The 17,421-nt window shown below is 40.9% G+C and carries 17 protein-coding genes; all 17 read left to right on the top strand.

Annotation, left to right across the window (positions count from 1 at the left end; genetic code table 11):
• Positions 1 to 45: 45 nt before the first annotated feature.
• Positions 46 to 1,290: a NupC/NupG family nucleoside CNT transporter gene (locus PL11_RS01695; RefSeq protein WP_035165915.1), complete on the top strand. Its 1,245-nt coding sequence runs from the start codon at positions 46 to 48 to the stop codon at positions 1,288 to 1,290.
• 30 nt (positions 1,291 to 1,320) lie between these two features.
• Positions 1,321 to 2,631 (top strand): NCS2 family permease, encoded by a 1,311-nt coding sequence (locus PL11_RS01690; protein WP_035165912.1) that lies wholly within the window; start codon positions 1,321 to 1,323, stop codon positions 2,629 to 2,631.
• Positions 2,632 to 2,667: 36 nt separating this feature from the next.
• Entirely contained in the window at positions 2,668 to 3,579 is a 912-nt protein-coding gene (gene rihC / locus PL11_RS01685; protein ID WP_035165910.1) for a ribonucleoside hydrolase RihC, read from the top strand.
• Positions 3,580 to 3,871: 292 nt separating this feature from the next.
• Entirely contained in the window at positions 3,872 to 5,218 is a 1,347-nt protein-coding gene (gene gdhA, locus PL11_RS01680) for an NADP-specific glutamate dehydrogenase (RefSeq protein WP_035166710.1), read from the top strand.
• Between the two features lie 288 nt (positions 5,219 to 5,506).
• The gene (gene rsmG, locus PL11_RS01675) at positions 5,507 to 6,253 is read left to right on the top strand and encodes a 16S rRNA (guanine(527)-N(7))-methyltransferase RsmG (protein WP_035165908.1); all 747 of its coding nucleotides are present in this window, start codon (positions 5,507 to 5,509) and stop codon (positions 6,251 to 6,253) included.
• A gap of 1 nt (position 6,254) precedes the next feature.
• Positions 6,255 to 7,022 carry a ParA family protein gene (locus tag PL11_RS01670; protein ID WP_035165906.1) on the top strand — a complete coding sequence of 256 codons (768 nt, stop codon included), beginning with the start codon at positions 6,255 to 6,257 and terminating at the stop codon, positions 7,020 to 7,022.
• Positions 7,012 to 7,896 carry a ParB/RepB/Spo0J family partition protein gene (locus PL11_RS01665; protein ID WP_035165905.1) on the top strand — a complete coding sequence of 295 codons (885 nt, stop codon included), beginning with the start codon at positions 7,012 to 7,014 and terminating at the stop codon, positions 7,894 to 7,896. The genes PL11_RS01670 and PL11_RS01665 overlap by 11 nt, the downstream gene beginning before the upstream one ends.
• Before the next feature lie 21 nt (positions 7,897 to 7,917).
• Complete coding sequence (locus PL11_RS01660; RefSeq protein ID WP_035165903.1) at positions 7,918 to 8,103, top strand: DUF951 domain-containing protein; 186 nt, start codon at positions 7,918 to 7,920, stop codon at positions 8,101 to 8,103.
• Positions 8,104 to 8,130: 27 nt separating this feature from the next.
• Complete coding sequence (ychF, locus tag PL11_RS01655) at positions 8,131 to 9,231, top strand: redox-regulated ATPase YchF (protein WP_035165902.1); 1,101 nt, start codon at positions 8,131 to 8,133, stop codon at positions 9,229 to 9,231.
• 26 nt (positions 9,232 to 9,257) lie between these two features.
• Positions 9,258 to 9,965, top strand: coding sequence for a DUF1129 domain-containing protein (locus tag PL11_RS01650; protein WP_035165901.1), 708 nt, complete (start codon positions 9,258 to 9,260; stop codon positions 9,963 to 9,965).
• A 210-nt stretch (positions 9,966 to 10,175) separates the two neighbouring features.
• Positions 10,176 to 11,315: an IMP dehydrogenase gene (gene guaB, locus PL11_RS01645; RefSeq protein WP_035165899.1), complete on the top strand. Its 1,140-nt coding sequence runs from the start codon at positions 10,176 to 10,178 to the stop codon at positions 11,313 to 11,315.
• Between the two features lie 104 nt (positions 11,316 to 11,419).
• A complete protein-coding gene (locus PL11_RS01640; protein ID WP_035165896.1) occupies positions 11,420 to 12,025 on the top strand; it encodes a hypothetical protein in 606 nt (201 codons plus the stop codon).
• 59 nt (positions 12,026 to 12,084) lie between these two features.
• Positions 12,085 to 13,248 (top strand): glycerate kinase, encoded by a 1,164-nt coding sequence (locus PL11_RS01635; RefSeq protein ID WP_052127646.1) that lies wholly within the window; start codon positions 12,085 to 12,087, stop codon positions 13,246 to 13,248.
• Between the two features lie 121 nt (positions 13,249 to 13,369).
• Entirely contained in the window at positions 13,370 to 14,059 is a 690-nt protein-coding gene (croR, locus tag PL11_RS01630; RefSeq protein WP_035165894.1) for a response regulator transcription factor CroR, read from the top strand.
• Positions 14,060 to 14,074: 15 nt separating this feature from the next.
• The gene (locus PL11_RS01625) at positions 14,075 to 15,244 is read left to right on the top strand and encodes a sensor histidine kinase (RefSeq protein WP_035165892.1); all 1,170 of its coding nucleotides are present in this window, start codon (positions 14,075 to 14,077) and stop codon (positions 15,242 to 15,244) included.
• Between the two features lie 15 nt (positions 15,245 to 15,259).
• Complete coding sequence (locus PL11_RS01620) at positions 15,260 to 16,528, top strand: D-alanyl-D-alanine carboxypeptidase family protein (RefSeq protein ID WP_035165890.1); 1,269 nt, start codon at positions 15,260 to 15,262, stop codon at positions 16,526 to 16,528.
• 124 nt (positions 16,529 to 16,652) lie between these two features.
• Complete coding sequence (locus PL11_RS01615; protein WP_035166708.1) at positions 16,653 to 17,420, top strand: AzlC family ABC transporter permease; 768 nt, start codon at positions 16,653 to 16,655, stop codon at positions 17,418 to 17,420.
• Position 17,421: the final 1 nt, after the last annotated feature.

Here is a 17,421-nt window from a genome sequence, read left to right as displayed (position 1 = left end):
CTTATACATTTGGATTTGATTTATTAATGAAAAGAGGATAATGAAATGTACTTATTAGTCAATATTCTTGGTGTTTTTGTATACCTTGGAATTGCCTTCCTGTTCTCAAAGAACAAGAAAGACATTAACTGGCGCTCAATTATTGTTGTTTTAGTAATTAACTTGTTCTTTGCTTGGATCTTGACAGGCTTCTCATGGGGTCGTGATGCAGTTAAAGCTGCAGCCGATGGATTCAACTGGTTAGTTCAAGTTTCATACACAGGTATTGCCTTTGCATTACCAAGCTGGGTTCATGTAAAACAAATGGACTTCGTTACTAGTTCATTGCTACCAATTTTGATGATTGTTCCATTGTTCGATATTTTGACTTATATTGGAATTTTACCTTGGGTTATCAAATGGGTTGGTCGTGGCCTTTCATTTATCACTGGTCAACCAAAGTTCGAATCATTCTTTGCTGTTGAAATGATGTTCTTAGGTAACACTGAAGCCATTGCCGTTTCAACTCTACAATTGAAACAAATGAGTGCTCGTCGTAACTTAACGATTGCTTTAATGTCAATGTCTTGTGTTACTGCCTCAATCATTGGTGCTTATACCCAAATGGTTCCTGGCCAATACGTTTTGACTGCTATTCCTTTGAACGTTTTAAACGCAATTATTGTTACTAATATGCTTAACCCAGTGAAAGTTACTCCAGAAGAAGATACAATCGCTAAGATGTCATCTTCAAATGCAGCTGCTGAAGAAGCTGGGGATGTATCTGCAGACGGCCACAGAGAACCATTCTTCTCATTCTTGGGTGATTCTATTCTGGGTGCTGGTCGTTTGATTCTTATCATTACCGCAAATGTTATCGCCTTCGTTGCTTTAGCTGCATTAATCGATAAGGTTCTTCAATTATTCAACCCATGGTTAACTTTGGAACACATCTTGGGTATCTTTATGTTCCCATTCGCATGGTTAATGGGTCTTGATGTATCACACGCCTTTGACTTTGCTCAATTCATGGGTACTAAGTTAGTTACTAACGAATTCGTTGTTATGGGTAAGATTGCTTCAACCATTAACAACACTCATATCTTTGCGCCTCACTACCAAGCACAACTTACAGTATTCTTGACATCATTTGCTAACTTCTCAACTACTGGTATGATCATCGGTGCCTTCAAGGGAATCGTTGACAAGGAAAAGAACGATTTGATCAGTAAGAACGTTGGTATCATGTTACTTTCAGGTATCTTAGTATCATTGATGTCTGCCGGAATCGTTGGTTTGTTTGTTTGGTAATTGCTAATTTTAGAAAGTTAGGTTTTATTTTTGGACAACAAACAACAAATAGAGAAGGCTAATCAGCTTTCTTTACGCGAAGCTTTTGCCGATAAGCAGGTATTGAAACGAGAAATAATTGCCGGAATTACGGGGTTCTTTGCGATTTCTTACATTATCATCGTTAACCCGATGATTTTAAAGGATGCAGGAATTTCCGCTGATCTAAGTGTGTTTGCTACGATCTTATCGTCCTTCATTGGTTGTTGGATCATGGGATTTTGGGCAAATGCACCAGTAATTTTAACCCCGGGAATGGGAGTCAACGCATTCTTTACCTACACTGTCGTTGTAAACATGGGATTGTCATGGCAAGAAGCAGTGACGATTTCTATGGTTTCATCAATTGTATATGTACTGATTGCCTTTACAAAGGTCAGTGAGATTCTGGCGAAGGGGATTCCGGATGCATTAAAAGCAGGAATCACTGCTGGAATTGGACTATTCCTGGTTGAGATTGGTCTGGAGAAAGCTGGATTGATTCAAGCTGGGAAAACTTCAATATTGGCAATTGGTGACCTAACTAAACCAGCAGCGCTTCTTGCGCTGTTTGGTTTGGTTTTGACCCTATTTTTATTTGTTAGAAACGTAACTGGAGGTTTCTTTATTGGAATCGCAGTTACCTCAATTCTCGGAATTGTGTTCAACATCAAGGATCAAGCAACGCCCAATGTTTCAATTACAGATATTGATAAATACAGTCAGATATTAGGCAAAGGGGATTTCAGTAATGTACTGACGATTCCGTTTGTGTTGGCTGCATTTTCGATGACGATGATTTTAGTGTTTGAGTCGATGGGGTTGCTTGAAGGAATTATTCCAAGTCATAACAAGTTTAAAAAGGCATTTCAGGCTAGTTCTGTAACTGCTTTTCTATCAGGAATATTAGGGACTAGTCCAACTGTGGCTGCTGCCGAAAGTGCATCTGCCACTGAAAGTGGAGGTCGAACTGGAATTACGGCGATTGTTGCCGGGACAATGTTCGCAGTGTCGATGTTTTTCATACCATTGCTATCATTTGTGCCACAGGCTGCCATCGCCCCAGTGATTATTATTACTGGAGCAATCATGATGAACCAGTTGAGTGCAATCAACATGTATGATTTTACTGACTGGTTTCCAGCATTTCTAATTGTGGTCTTGATTCCATTTACCACCAGTATTTCTACTGGACTGGCCTTTGGATTTGTTGCTTACCCATTACTGAAAGTTGCCGCAAAAAGATGTAATGAGTTGACTGGAGCAACCTGGATTTTGGGTGTGCTATTCATGTGCGACTTGGTTTTGAGTACAATTCTCTAATTGAACTAAATCTGGTTTTAAAAGGGGATTAATCTGATGACAATTAAAATTATTATGGATACTGATCCTGGGATTGACGATGCCGCAGCGTTGACAATGGCATTGAATGATCCTGAAATTGATTTAAAGTTGATTACCACTGTTGCGGGGAACGTAACTGTTGATAAGACAACTAAAAATGCTCAAAAGATTGTCCGATTCTTCAATAAAGATGTGCCAGTTGCTGCTGGTGCTAAACAGCCATTGATCAAAGAGTTTGAAGATGCTGCCCGGATTCATGGTGAGTCAGGGATGCCTGGATATGATTTTCCAGAGGATCTGCCAACTCCTTTAGCTAAGACCGCTGTTGAAGCTCTTCGTGATGAAATTATGAGTAGTGATGAACCAATTACTTTGGTGCCAACTGGTTCATATACCAATATTGCATTGCTATTCAGTGAGTATCCTGAAGTTAAGGATCACATCGAACGGATTGTTGCCATGGGTGGCTCACTTGGAATGGGCAACATGACCTCAGCTGCTGAGTTCAATGTGTTTACTGATCCAGACGCCGCTAAAATTGTGTATCAATCAGGGATTCCAATCGTTATGGTTGGTTTAGACATTACCATGAAGGCCTTGTTAACTCCTGACTCATTGTCACAATTGGAGCATATGAACGAAACTGGTAAGATGCTTCATGACATTATCATCAATGATGGTGACAACAGCGATGATGGAATTGCCATGCATGATGTAAACACCATTTTCTACCTACTTCACCCAGAAGCAATCACTACAAAGGATATGTGGGTTGATGTAATTACCGATGGTCCCGCAATTGGCGAAACTGTTGGGGACATTCGTGGTGCTTATCATGATGGTAAGACTAACGCTAGCGTTTGTGTCGATATTGATGCACAGGCATTTAACAAGTGGTTCTTAGAAGAAGTTTCAAAAATTAAATAGATTTATTGCTACAAAGCACCCTGATATTTCGGATTAAGAAATACCAAGGTGCTTTTTTATGTATAAATTGATTTGAAGACTTGCTAAACGTAAACGATTTGAGACTTTCGGTGGAACTCTATTCGGTTCTGAGTAACTTTTTTATATAAATTTAATAAAATGTGATTATTTTTCATCAAAAATCTGGTAAAATAATTTCTAACGATGTTAAGTATTCTAACACTAGGCCTAGTTCACGAAATACTTTTCGTCCAAATTGGATGTTAGTTTGATGAGAAAGTGGGTAATTTTTATGAGCAACGTACAAAAATATATTGAATCCGTAAAAGATGTAATTCAACACCGTGACCCTAATCAACCAGAATTCCAACAAGCTGTCTTTACAGTTCTTGACAGTTTGGCACCATCACTTGAAGATCATCCTGAATGGGTGGAAGCAGATCTTTTATCAAGACTTGTTGAACCAGAACGTGCAATTCAATTTCAGGTTCCTTGGGAATCAGACGATGGTAAGTTCCATGTAAATCGTGGATTCCGAGTGCAATTCAACTCAGCCATTGGACCTTACAAGGGTGGCTTGAGATTGCATCCAAGTGTAAACCTTAGTATTGTTAAATTTCTTGGCTTTGAACAAATTTTGAAAAATAGTTTAACTGCGTTACCAATCGGTGGTGCAAAGGGTGGTAGTGAGTTTGATCCTAAAGGGAAGTCTGATAACGAAATCATGCGTTTCTGCCAAAGTTTTATGACTGAGCTACAACGTCATATTGGTCCAGACTTAGATGTTCCTGCCGGTGATATTGGCGTTGGTGGTCGAGAGATTGGCTACTTGTTTGGTGCTTATAAACGATTACGTGGTTATCAAAACGGTGTCTTAACTGGTAAGGGATTAACATTTGGTGGTAGTTTGGCAAGAACAGAGGCCACTGGATTTGGTTTGCTTTACTACACAAACGCTTTGGTTAAGGCTCAAGGCGATAGTTTAGAAGGAAAACGAATTAAGATTTCCGGTGCAGGAAACGTTGCTACATACGCTATCCAAAAGGCGACAGAATTAGGTGCCAAGGTTATCACTGTTTCTGATTCAAATGGTTACATCTACGATCCAAAGGGGATTAACTACAAGATTGTCAAGAAGATTAAAGAAGTTGAACGTAGCCGAATTAAGGAATATGCAGATCAAGTTGCGAGTGCTGAATATCATGGAGGTTCAGTTTGGGACTTTGATGTCGATTACGACATTGCGTTACCATGTGCAACTCAAAACGAAATCAGCAAGGATCAAGCTAAATTAATGATTAAAGACGGTATCAAATACATCTGTGAGGGTGCTAACATGCCAAGTACGCCTGATGCAATCGCAATTTATCGCGAAAACCGCGTCCTTTATGGACCAGCTAAGGCTGCCAATGCTGGTGGTGTTGCTGTTTCTGCTCTAGAAATGAGCCAAAACAGCGAACGACTAGCTTGGAGTTTTGAAGATGTTGATGGTCGTCTTAAATTATTGATGGAAAATATCTTTGCTAAGTCAGAAGCAGCTGATAAGAAGTATGGATTGGATAAGGACTATCAAGCTGGCGCTAATATTGCCGGATTTGAAAAAGTTGCCACTGCGATGATGACCCAAGGATTGGTTTAATCCTTAAATAATTACCCAAAACATAAGTCATAAATTGAAGACAGGGAGTACAAATGAAGCCATGATTGAGTGGTAGAGTTGTGCTCCTTGTTTTTTACTAGTCAGGACTCATGCAGATAATCACAAACGCATAATCAACCATCGATTTTTCTAGATTTTTCCTGTATACTATTATTTTGTCGTTTTTCGAGTCAATTTGCCTTAACGCCTTGTATGCACAGGTAAATTACGGTAAAGTATTAATAGGTCGTGAAACAAGATTGTTTCACAATTTCAGGAGAAAATTTTATGAACATTGACCAATTTAAAAAAGCATTGTTAGACCAACATATTGAAATAACAGATGAGCAACTTAACCAATTTGACACTTATTTCAAGCTATTAGTGGCAACTAACGAGCATGTAAATCTAACTACCATAACGGAAAAACCAGACGTTTATCTCAAACATTTCTTTGATTCGGTAACGCCTGCCTTTTTTGTTTCACAGATTCGAACAGAACCATTGACGATTTGTGATGTTGGTGCCGGTGCTGGTTTTCCAAGTATTCCGCTTAAAATATTGTTTCCGCAACTTCAAGTAACAATCGTCGACTCGCTAAATAAGCGAATCAACTTCTTGAAAGAGTTGGTGGATCAGTTGGGGTTAACGGGTGTTGAATTACACCATGCCCGGGCAGAAGAGTTTGGTGGTAAGAAGTCAGACTACCGGGAAAAGTTTGATATTGTTACCGCACGGGCAGTTGCTCGTTTATCAGTGTTAAGCGAATTTTGCTTGCCGTTGACCAAAGTTGGTGGGCAGATGATTGCTATGAAGGCCTCAAAAGCTGAGGATGAATTGGATGATGCTGATAAGGCAATTGATATGCTTGGTGGTCAAGTAGTGTCAGACCATTCGTTTAACCTAGCAGATACTGATGAGCCAAGACATATTATCGTAATTGATAAAGTTAAACAAACACCAAAGAAGTACCCCAGGAAACCGGGGACTCCGGCTAAGGAACCCTTGGGGCAGGGGAAAGTAAGAGGGAATTAGGATGACGGTTGTAATTGCGCTAGCAAATCAAAAGGGTGGCGTTGGCAAAACGACTACTGCAGTGAACCTGGGCGCTGGTTTAGCGTCTTCAGGTAAACGAGTTCTGATTGTAGATTCAGATGCTCAAGGGAATGCGACTAGTGGGGTCGGAATTTCTAAGGCAGACATCCAAAAAGATATCTACGATGTACTGATCAATGAGACGCCAGTCTCTGAAACTATCATGCACACTTCTCACGAGGGATTAGACATCGTTCCGGCAACCATTCAGCTATCTGGTGCCGAAATCGAATTAACGCCTCAAATGGCTCGAGAGACGCGTCTAAAGGAAGCGTTGGATCAGGTTAAAGATGAGTATGATTTTGTGTTGATTGACTGTCCACCATCGCTAGGTTTAATAACGATTAATGCCTTTACTGCTAGTGATTCGATTTTAATTCCCGTGCAAAGCGAATATTATGCCTTAGAGGGACTTAGCCAACTACTTAACACGATTGAATTGGTTAAAAAGCATTTCAACCAGAACCTTAAAATTGAAGGGGTTCTGCTGACTATGTTTGATTCAAGGACAAATCTTGGTGTTCAGGTGAACGAAGAGGTTCGCAAATACTTTAAGGATGAGGTGTATAATACCGTCATTCCTAGAAACATTCGGTTGTCTGAAGCGCCAAGCTATGGTTTGCCAATCATTGATTATGATGCTAAATCTAAGGGAGCAAAGACATATATGAATCTTGTGGAGGAGGTGCTTGAACGTCATGCCGAGTAAGAAAATAACTGGTGGCCTTGGAAAAGGAATCGAGGCCCTGTTTGAAGATAACAACGTTGATACTAGCAAAGAAAATGTAATTGATATCAAGTTAAATGATATTAAACCCAACCCGTACCAACCCCGGCACCACTTTGACGCAAAAGCCCTCGAAGACCTTGCGTTGTCCATTAAGAATTCTGGGGTGTTTCAACCGATTATCGTGCGGAAGCCAAACCCAGATAAGGAAGCCTATGAACTTTTAACTGGTGAGCGGCGCCTACGTGCTTCTAAGATTGCTCAGCAGAAGACGATTCCAGCAATTGTTCGTGATGTGAATGAAGAACAAATGATGGAAATCGCTGTTTTGGAAAACTTGCAGCGTGAAGATTTAACTACGTTGGAAGAGGCCCAGGCATATGAAACGCTGATGACTCAGTTAGACCTAACTCAAGCACAGGTTGCTCAGCGTTTGGGTAAAAGTCGTCCCTACATTGCTAACTATTTAAGGATTCTGGGGTTACCAACTCCAATCAAAGATTTCTTGGATGAAGGCAAACTGTCAATGGGACAAGCTAGAACTTTGCTGTCCGTTAAAAACCGCAAAGACATGGTTGAGTTGGCAAAACGAGCAGTGGCTGATTCAATGACCGTTAGACAATTGGAACAAGCGGCTGATAAAATTAACGGTAAGAAGGGTGCTAAGAAAAAGCGAGTGGTACGTAAATCACCATTTGTTAAGGCATCTGAGAACCAACTACAGGATCGCTTTGGTACAAAGGTTGCAATCAATTCAGCTCCTCGGAAAAAGGGCGCCGGAAAGATTGAGATTGCCTACGCATCAACCGAGGATCTTAACCGAATTCTAGAAATGCTTGATGTTAATCTCGATTAATCATTTGAAAGGATGATCATTATGTATGAACTGCATGATATTGTTGAAATGAAGAAGCCACACCCATGCGGAACTAATCGCTGGGAGATCATCCGAATGGGTGCAGATATTAAGATCCAGTGTACTGGTTGCCAGCACATCGTGATGCTTGCCCGCCGCGAGTTTGATAAAAAGTTAAAGAAAATTTTGCAAAAATCAGAAGACTAAATATTTTGGAAAGAAGAGTTTGTTGATATGTCATTAACTGCAGGAATTGTTGGGTTACCAAACGTTGGTAAGTCAACCCTATTCAACGCGATTACAAAGGCCGGAGCCGAGATGGCCAACTATCCATTTGCCACAATCGATCCTAACGTTGGGATGGTTGAAGTTCCAGATAAGCGGCTAGACCGCATTCAAGAATTAATTCCAGCTGATAAGGTGGTTCCAACTACGTTTGAATTTACTGATATCGCCGGAATCGTTAAGGGCGCAAGCAAGGGTGAAGGACTCGGTAATAAGTTCTTGGAAAATATCCGCCAAGTTGACGCCATTGTTCATGTTGTCCGTGCGTTTGATGATGACAACATTACTCACGTTTCTGGAAAAATCGATCCGCTAGACGATATCGATACCATTAACTTGGAATTAGGAATGGCTGACTTAGATGCTGTTGATAAGCGTTTGGCTAAGGTTCAAAGAGCTGCTAAGGGTTCTGATAAGGAAGCCAAGGCTGAGTTAGCTGTGCTTGAAAAGATCAAGCCAGTTCTTGAAGCCGGCAAGTCGGTTCGGACAATTGACTTTGATGAAGAAGAAGAACCTATCGTTAAGGGACTATTCTTGTTAACTTCAAAGCCAGTTCTCTATGTTGCCAATATTGCTGAAGACGATATGGCTGATCCAGAGAATTCTAAGTACTTTAAACAAATTCAAGACTTTGCTGCTTCAGAAGGTGCAGAAGCAATTGCTGTTGCTGCCGAAGCTGAAGAAGAAATTGCTGAACTTGATGATGCTGACAAGGCAGACTTTTTGGCTGCCGAAGGTGTTGAAGAACCAGGTTTGAACCGTTTGATTCGTGCTTCATACAAGTTGCTAGGCTTAGAAACTTTCTTCACAGCTGGTGGCAAGGAAACCCGTGCTTGGACATTTAAGTCTGGAACTAAGGCTCCTCAAGCTGCCGGAATCATTCACTCTGATTTTGAACGTGGATTTATTCGGGCCGAAGTTATGGCTTTTGATGATTTAGACAAGTACGAAAAGCCAGCTGCCGTTAAAGAAGCAGGTAGGCTACGTCTTGAAGGTAAGGAATACGTCATGCAGGATGGCGATATCGTTGAGTTTAGATTCAACGTTTAACATTTAGTTGAAGGAGCGGAAATTAATTGAGCGAAAATAATGAAAAACGCAATGCCCACGTTCAGCAGGATCGCAACAGAACATCGGAATTGTTACACTCACAGTTTGATAACATCGGCTTGACTAAAAGAAATGCCGAGTACATGTTTAAATTTAACCAAGCCTTAGGTGGGGTTAAACTGAAGGATGAACAAAAGTCAGAGCTAGTTGACCAAATGGTAAAGGATTTGCTTGAAGGCCAAAAAAGTGGGAAGACTGCCCGCAATATGTGGGGAACCGTTGATCAAAAGATTGACAATGTGGTTAATCCTCCAAAGAAGGCAGCCAATCCTGTAAGAGACTATTGGCCAAACGCTGCCTACAATACTCTGTTGTTCTTTACAATTTTTAACTTATTGTATGGAATTACATTCTTATTCTCAAAGAACGCTGCTGCAACCACTATGGGAATTACCGGAATCATTTTAAGTTCAATTATTGCTGGTTTAGGAATTCCTTTGATGACAATGCTGATTGCCCCAGGAGTAAAGCACAAATACTCACTACCAATCAGAATTTTATTTATTGCTGGATTCTTCGTAGTTTGGATGGCGGTATTCTTTATCGCAGGATTGATTCCAAGAGTTATCAACCCAATCCTTAACCCATACGTATACATTGCTTTGGGTGTGCTTTCAATTGGTGGAAGTGTATGGTTCAAACGCCGTTACAACATCACGGGTGGTTTGTTCTAAAAACGAACTTTGAATAGTAAACAAAAATTGAATTTGTTTAATGTTCGGATTTTAAACAATTAAATATTTTTATTGAGCCGTGCTCGTTGTTGATACAACGCGAGTATGGCTTTTTGATTAGATATAAATGAGAATTGAGGGTTTGTCCTTGATTGTTCGGAATCAGGGTGGTATATTTTTAAGCAATCAAATTTTAAAGGAGCGAGTTAAATGGTTAGCTGGGATGAAAAGTTTGGTAAAAAGGGTTATACATTTGATGACGTATTGTTAGTACCCGCTGCAAGTGATGTACTTCCAAATGACGTTGATTTATCTACTCAATTGGCAGGTAACATTAAGTTGAATGTACCTTTTATCAGTGCTGGTATGGACACTGTGACAGAATCAAAGATGGCAATTGCAATGGCAAACCTTGGTGGTTTAGGGGTTATCCACAAGAATTTGAGCATCGAGGCTCAAGCAGCAGAAGTTGCCAAGGTAAAAGCAGTCACTGATGTTGATGCTAAAGCCGCCGTTGATGATCAAGGAAAACTTTTGGTTGCAGCAGCTGTTGGGGTAACTTCAGATACATTTTACCGTGCAGAAGCAATTCTAAATGCAGGTGTTGACGCAATTGTGATTGACACTGCCCATGGTCACTCTGCTGGAGTTCTTAGAAAAATCGCTGAAATTCGCGACCACTACCCAGACACCACATTGATTGCCGGGAATGTTGCCACTGCGGAAGGAACTGAAGCACTATTCCAAGCTGGGGTTGACGTGGTTAAAGTTGGAATTGGGCCCGGTTCAATTTGTACTACTCGGGTCGTTGCCGGAGTTGGGGTTCCTCAACTTACTGCCATTTACGATGCCGCAGCCGTTGCCAGAAAGTGGCATAAGCCAATCATCGCCGATGGTGGAATCAAGTATTCAGGAGATATCGTAAAAGCTCTTGCAGCCGGCGGTAATGCCGTAATGCTTGGTAGCATGCTTGCCGGTACTGAAGAAGCTCCCGGTGAAGTGTTCGAAGAAAATGGCAAGAAGTTTAAGTCATACCGAGGAATGGGATCCGTTGCAGCAATGAGCCAAGCTCATGGTTCATCAGACCGCTATTTCCAAGGCGGCGTTAACGAAGCCAACAAGTTGGTTCCAGAAGGAATTGAAGGCGAGGTTGAGTACAAGGGTAGCGTTACCGATATTACCTTCCAAATGATTGGTGGCTTACGCTCAGGAATGGGTTACACCGGGGCAAAGGATATCGAATACCTTAATGACCATGCTCAATTTGTTGAAATTTCAAATGCTGGATTGATTGAATCACATCCACATGACCTAGCTGCAATTAAGCAAGCTCCTAACTACAAAAAATAAGCATTAAAATTGCGGGTGAGTAAGTTCGAACTTTGAACTTACCTGCCCGTTTTTGTTTTGGAAATTAACGGGCTATAATAATTCTTGAGGAGAGGGGGGAGTTGATGCAGCCAAAATTTACTACGCAACAACAGCGGATAATTGCTCAAGTGAAGCTTGGCATTGGTACGCGTGCAGAAATTACAGCGGTCAATTTTTCTCATTCCACCAACAGTTCATATTGGCTACTCAAGGTCTTTCCAGATCAATGGCTGTTTTTAAGAATTGCTTCTCACCGCAATTGGTTGATAAATGCGCAAGAAGTAGAAATTGATTGGCAGAACTGGGATGAATTTGCTGGCCTCGCCAATAAAGTTGCGACTGTTTTCGATAGTGAACTGAAGTTTAAATTGACTGAAAGTGATCAGGCGATTATTTGGATAATTCGGCGGTTGGCTAAATCAGGTCGTGTCTTAATGGTCAAACTACCTAAAGTGGTGGATGAAGCTCACAAAGCACGGGCGGTGGATTTAGTCACTGAATTCCCCCGTTATCCATTAGCGATTACGAACCGGAATAACGTCAATAAGCTGGTACTTCAAGTTGAAAACGATGAGTTTAAGCGCCAGGTGGCCACTTTATTTGGCCGCAATTTTTTGTTTTCTCAGTTTACTGTGCATTCACAGTTAAAGTTACTACCTACTAATCAGTGGCTTAATCCAATTCTGTAACCAGGCCAGCCAGCTAATAAGTACATAAAAACGTTTATTGAGGAGTATGGGATAAACTTATGGAACCAAATTTTACCGGAACTAAACAGCGTGTAAATAAGATTGTAATTGCCCCTGATTCATATAAGGGCTATCTCACTGCGAAACAAGCAGCAGCGGCGATGAAACAGGGATGTGCAGATGTATTTGGGCAAGCGAATTATCAATTGATTCCCATGGCCGACGGTGGCGAAGGAACTGTTTCCACGTTGGTTGAGGCTAATCATGGAACGCTGGTTGAGACTCAGGTTGCCAATCCGTTTGGAGAAATAGTTTCGGCTCAATACGGATTAATTGATAATGGGCGAACGGCTGTGATTGAAATGGCAGCCGCTAGCGGTTTTCAATTTATCAATCCAAAAATTAATCGGGTTGGCGAAGCTAGTACTTTCGGAACTGGACAGTTGATTGAAGCTGCTTTGAACCAAGGGGTGTCAAAGATAATTCTCGGCCTTGGAGGCAGTGCTACTAATGATGGTGGTGCAGGAATGGCTGTGGCTCTTGGCGCCAAATTGCTAGACTCTTCAGGCGAATTGATCGATATGGGCGGTGCTGGCTTAGCTCGTTTGGCTAAGATTGACATCACGGATTTTGATATGCGGTTAACTGAAGTTGAGATTATTGGGGCAACAGATGTAACCAATCCCTTGACTGGAAGTCAGGGGGCAACGGAAGTGTTTGGCCGCCAAAAGGGAGCTACTGACCAACGAGTTATGCAGTTAGATTCAGCGTTGAAAAGATATGCCAAGGTCATCTACTCTGACTTAGGAATTGACGTTGACCAGATTGCTGGTGCTGGTGCAGCAGGCGGATTAGGTGCTGGAATGCTGGCTTTCTTGCACGCAAAGTTAACTTCAGGAATCGATTTAGTCATGAAAGAAACGGGATTCCTACAAAAAATTAAGGGAGCTAATATTGTTTTGACAGGTGAGGGGGCGATTGATTTCCAAACTCAATTTGGAAAAGCACCGAGCATTGTTGCCCAAGAAGCCAAAGCGATTAATCCTGACTGCATGGTTATTGGAATTGGTGGTAAGGTAGGAGAAGATTTGGGGCCACTTTACCATTTGGGATTTGACTACATTGCTCCAGTGACGGTTGATTCACATCTAGGAGACTCAAAGATAAATGCAGCGAAAAATCTGGAATCAACAACCGCTGCAATTATCCGACAGCTTAACTAACGCATTATCCTTTTTTAATTTTATCTTTAGCTTGTCGGAATTGTCGTTGTTAGATGAACTAATTAGTGTAAACTATTAGGTAATAATTTAATTGAACTTAAACTCAATGTGAGGTAAGAAAATGAAAATTCTCGTTGTCGATGATGATAAAGAAATTGCTCAATTACTTGAAATTTACATTAGAAACGAAGGTTACGAGCCAGTTTCAGCTTACAGTGGTGAAGAAGCCTTAACTCGTTTGAGAACTGAATCTGATATTGGTTTGATGATTTTGGACGTGATGATGCCAGGGATGAGTGGAATCGAAGTGGTTAAGGAAGTACGTAAGGACTCGCAGATTCCAATCATTATCTTGTCAGCTAAGACCGAAGATATGGATAAGATTCAAGGCCTAATCAGCGGGGCAGACGACTACGTCACTAAACCTTTCAACCCACTTGAAGTAATGGCTAGAGTTAAGTCATTACTTCGTCGGGCTGAAGAACACGTGACTGACGATACTCCAGATGTTTTGGACATTGGTCCATTGACTATTAATAAGGATTCACACGAAGTTAAGACGATTACTGGGGCACCAGTTCAATTGACAGCTCTCGAGTTTGGAATCTTGTACCTATTAGCAAGTCATCCAAACCGAGTATTTTCAGCTGACGAAATTTTTGAACGGGTATGGAGACAAGAAAGCATTGTCTCTGCTAAGACCGTAATGGTTCACGTTAGTCATTTACGTGACAAGATTGAAGAAGCAACCAATGGTGAAAAAGTTATCCAAACTGTTTGGGGCGTTGGTTACAAAGTTGAAGCACACTAGTTTGGAGGAAACGGCGTGAAGTTAACTGGCCGCGAAAAAACTGAATTAATTTTTGAAGGAATCATAACGGTTATCCTGCTGTTGATGTTGAATTTATCAATCATAATTTTGATTCAACAATCAATCGAAGCCAACCCCGGATTACGAGACGGAATATTTATTATCAAGCGTTCGATTCTGATTGGCCCAGATCATTACCGCCTTTGGAGTTGGGAGAACATTTTTATTGTGTTGCTCCTGTTATTTGATGCAGCCGTTGTTTACTGGCGGCTGATTAGACGTTATCACCAAATGGAATTGCGACACATCATTTCAGAACTACATTACATTGCTAATGGTCATTTGGATCACCGAATCAACTTTAATTTGTCTGGAAACACCCAGTCAGTTGTTGATAGTGTAAACGCATTGGTTGATAGTGTTATTGATTCAATTAATGAAGAACGGGCGATTGAAAAGTCTAAGGATGATTTGATTACCAACGTTAGTCATGACCTGAGAACACCTCTAACTTCGATTCTGGGGTATCTTGGGTTGATCCAAGACAAACAGTACAGAAGTGATGCTGATGTGCTTAAATACACTGAAATCGCTTATTTAAAGGCCAAACAGATGAAATCTCTAGTTGACAACCTGTTTGAATATACGAAGGTTCGGCAAATGGATACTAAGTTGTCGTACAATCGTATTGATTTGACTCAGATGATGGAGCAGTTGGTTGCATCATTTGAGCTAGATGCAGCTAAACATGGACTTAAGATTTCCGCCAATGAGTCAGCTAAACAACTATTTGTTGAAGCTGATGCAGAAAAGCTCGGCCGGGTATTCAATAATTTAATCTCCAACGCTATTAAATACGGGGGTGGTGGTAAGAATATTTATTTGAAGGCGAAATTTATTTCTGATGAGGAAGCCCAAATTGATGTTTCTAATGATGGTCCTAAGATTCCTGGTAAGGCACTAGACCAAATTTTTGAACGTTTCTACCGAGTAGAAGAGTCGCGGAACAAGGACACGGGTGGTTCAGGATTAGGACTGGCCATTGCTCAGAGCATTGTTGCTCTTCATGGTGGTTACATTAAAGTCACATCAGATGATGAGTTGACCACATTTTCAATTCACATTCCAATCAAACCGGGGCAAAAGCTGACTTCGCAGCCTGATGACCCCAAATCGTTTGCCTAATTAAGGAGTTCCAAAATGAAGAAACGACCGATTTTAACAATGACGGTTACGATTATCGCTGCCGTCTTTTTTCTTGTACATATCCCATTTCAAGCAAATGCTGCTGGCACCGCTACCGATGATTTACAGATTAAGGCGAAAGCCTCTCTGGCCGTAGATGCCGGCACAGGGCAAATCCTGTATGAACAAAACGCTAAGCAACCTTTAGCTATCGCCTCAGTTTCTAAGTTGATGACGATTTACATTATTGACCAGCAAATTAAGACACACAAACTGAAGTGGAACTCGCCAGTAAAAATTGATTCTAAACTGGCTGAGTTGAGTACTGCAGCCGAACTAACGAATGTCACTCTTAAAGCAGGACACACGTACAACGTTAGATCATTGGTCAAAGCAGCCTTAGTTTCTTCAGCAAATGCGGCGGCAATAGCTCTGGGTAATAAAGTGTCTGGGAACCAGAAAAACTTTGCACTACTGATGCAAAAGACTGCTAAGAAGATGGGAATTAAGCACAGTAAGTTTTACAACGCTGCAGGATTGCCCAATAAATTAATGGGCAAGTTGGCACTGAGTGGCGTATCTCCAAATGCAGAAAACGAAATGTCTGCTGAGGGAGTGGGAATGGTTGCCACTAACCTGATTAATAGCTTCCCAGCGGTCACTAAAATTACTAGTTTAAAGAACTTTGTCTTTGCTGGAAGTCAGTATGAAGGTCATAATTCGTTATTGGGAACCAAAACAGTTGGGCATAATGTCAACGTTACCGGTTTGAAAACTGGGACTTCTGATAAGGCGGGGGCATGTTTTGTTGGTTCAGCCACATATCAAGGTCGTAAAATTATCACCGTAATTTTGCATGCAAGAAATACGTCACCAACTGACCCAGCTCGTTATGTTCAAACTGAAAAGTTGATGCGCGGGGTCGTAATCAATAACAGGCCCGTAAGAATCAATAAACGCTCCAAAGTTGATGGTGTAGAAGATATTTTGGTTAAGAATGCCAAAAATCAAACGGTAAAGCTCGGAACTAATCAAAATCGTTGGTTGTGGTTACCTAGTAATCAAGATTTGAAGGTTACTGGTCAATTCACTAATAAGGCTAAGAAAATTGAGGCACCATTATCTACTGATCAAGTGGTAGCCAAAGCAGAATTGAAAGTTAATGGACAAAAATTTGAGTATTTAAATGACCAAGATGCTAAAATTTCAATGACGCCTGTTAAAAAAGTTAAAAAGGCGAACGTTTTCGTATTGCTATTTAGAGCGCTTGCAAAACTCTTTTGAAATTCGAATTGCGTCTAAGAGGTTTATTAATTATCAATTTTCCAATATAATGTACGTTGGATTCATTTTTAAACATTGACTCTATTTTCAATTTTTTATTGGAGGAATCCTTTTGGCTAAAAATATGGTTAGATCCGACGCAGAGTTACCATACTGGCGTCGAATGCTAAACGTTTCACTACCAGTGGACTTAAGCTACATACCAATCGGACTTGCGTGTGGAATTTTGCTCCACGCATCCGGTTTTAATATTTACATGACCGCACTCGTATCGATATTAGTGTTCTCTGGAGGAGCACAATTTTTGATTGCATCGTTGCTGGCAACTAATGCCCCAATGTACTCAGTTGTGTTGATGATGTTCTTCCTGGAGTTACGATATGCGTTGCTTGGGTCAAGTCTATCCAAGTACTTACACGGTAAGTCACTTGGATTTACGACGCTGTTCGCGGCATCGATGAATGATGAAAATTACGCAATTAACTATTTGAAATTTTCAACTGATAAGAAATTTACTCCTCGGGATGCACTGAACGTTGAACATTACACGTTAGCATTTTGGACAGTAAGTAATATTATCGGTAGCGTAATTGGAAGTGCCATCACTATCAACTTAACTGTGGTGCATTTCGCATTGACTGCGCTATTCCTCTACATGATTGTGATGCAGTTGAAGAACGGGTTGATCATTTTCATCTGCATTATTTCAGGATTTTTAGCTGCGTTCTTCATGATGATTACCAAGTCTACCCTTGGGTTAGTAATCTCTACGTTGATTGCTTCTTTCATTGGTTTTGCCTTGGAAGCTACAATTCGGAAGAGATTACCCAAGAGTGGTTGGCTAAGGTCGATGAAGAACCCAGCTGGATCACCTAAGGACGCTAATGATTAGG

It is taken from the genome of Lentilactobacillus curieae (assembly GCF_000785105.2).
In the GTDB taxonomy this organism is placed as follows: domain Bacteria; phylum Bacillota; class Bacilli; order Lactobacillales; family Lactobacillaceae; genus Lentilactobacillus; species Lentilactobacillus curieae.
This window is presented reverse-complemented; position numbering and strand designations above follow the sequence as displayed.

Excerpts from the sequence above, each read along its gene's own strand:
- PL11_RS01695 (WP_035165915.1), top strand. The coding sequence starts at position 46 with ATGTACTTATTAGTCAATATTCTTGGTGTTTTTGTATACCTTGGAATT.
- rihC (WP_035165910.1), top strand. The coding sequence starts at position 2,668 with ATGACAATTAAAATTATTATGGATACTGATCCTGGGATTGACGATGCC.
- gdhA (WP_035166710.1), top strand. The coding sequence starts at position 3,872 with ATGAGCAACGTACAAAAATATATTGAATCCGTAAAAGATGTAATTCAA.
- rsmG (WP_035165908.1), top strand. The coding sequence starts at position 5,507 with ATGAACATTGACCAATTTAAAAAAGCATTGTTAGACCAACATATTGAA.
- PL11_RS01670 (WP_035165906.1), top strand. The coding sequence starts at position 6,255 with ATGACGGTTGTAATTGCGCTAGCAAATCAAAAGGGTGGCGTTGGCAAA.
- PL11_RS01665 (WP_035165905.1), top strand. The coding sequence starts at position 7,012 with ATGCCGAGTAAGAAAATAACTGGTGGCCTTGGAAAAGGAATCGAGGCC.
- PL11_RS01660 (WP_035165903.1), top strand. The coding sequence starts at position 7,918 with ATGTATGAACTGCATGATATTGTTGAAATGAAGAAGCCACACCCATGC.
- ychF (WP_035165902.1), top strand. The coding sequence starts at position 8,131 with ATGTCATTAACTGCAGGAATTGTTGGGTTACCAAACGTTGGTAAGTCA.
- guaB (WP_035165899.1), top strand. The coding sequence starts at position 10,176 with ATGGTTAGCTGGGATGAAAAGTTTGGTAAAAAGGGTTATACATTTGAT.
- PL11_RS01640 (WP_035165896.1), top strand. The coding sequence starts at position 11,420 with ATGCAGCCAAAATTTACTACGCAACAACAGCGGATAATTGCTCAAGTG.
- PL11_RS01635 (WP_052127646.1), top strand. The coding sequence starts at position 12,085 with ATGGAACCAAATTTTACCGGAACTAAACAGCGTGTAAATAAGATTGTA.
- croR (WP_035165894.1), top strand. The coding sequence starts at position 13,370 with ATGAAAATTCTCGTTGTCGATGATGATAAAGAAATTGCTCAATTACTT.
- PL11_RS01620 (WP_035165890.1), top strand. The coding sequence starts at position 15,260 with ATGAAGAAACGACCGATTTTAACAATGACGGTTACGATTATCGCTGCC.
- PL11_RS01615 (WP_035166708.1), top strand. The coding sequence starts at position 16,653 with ATGGTTAGATCCGACGCAGAGTTACCATACTGGCGTCGAATGCTAAAC.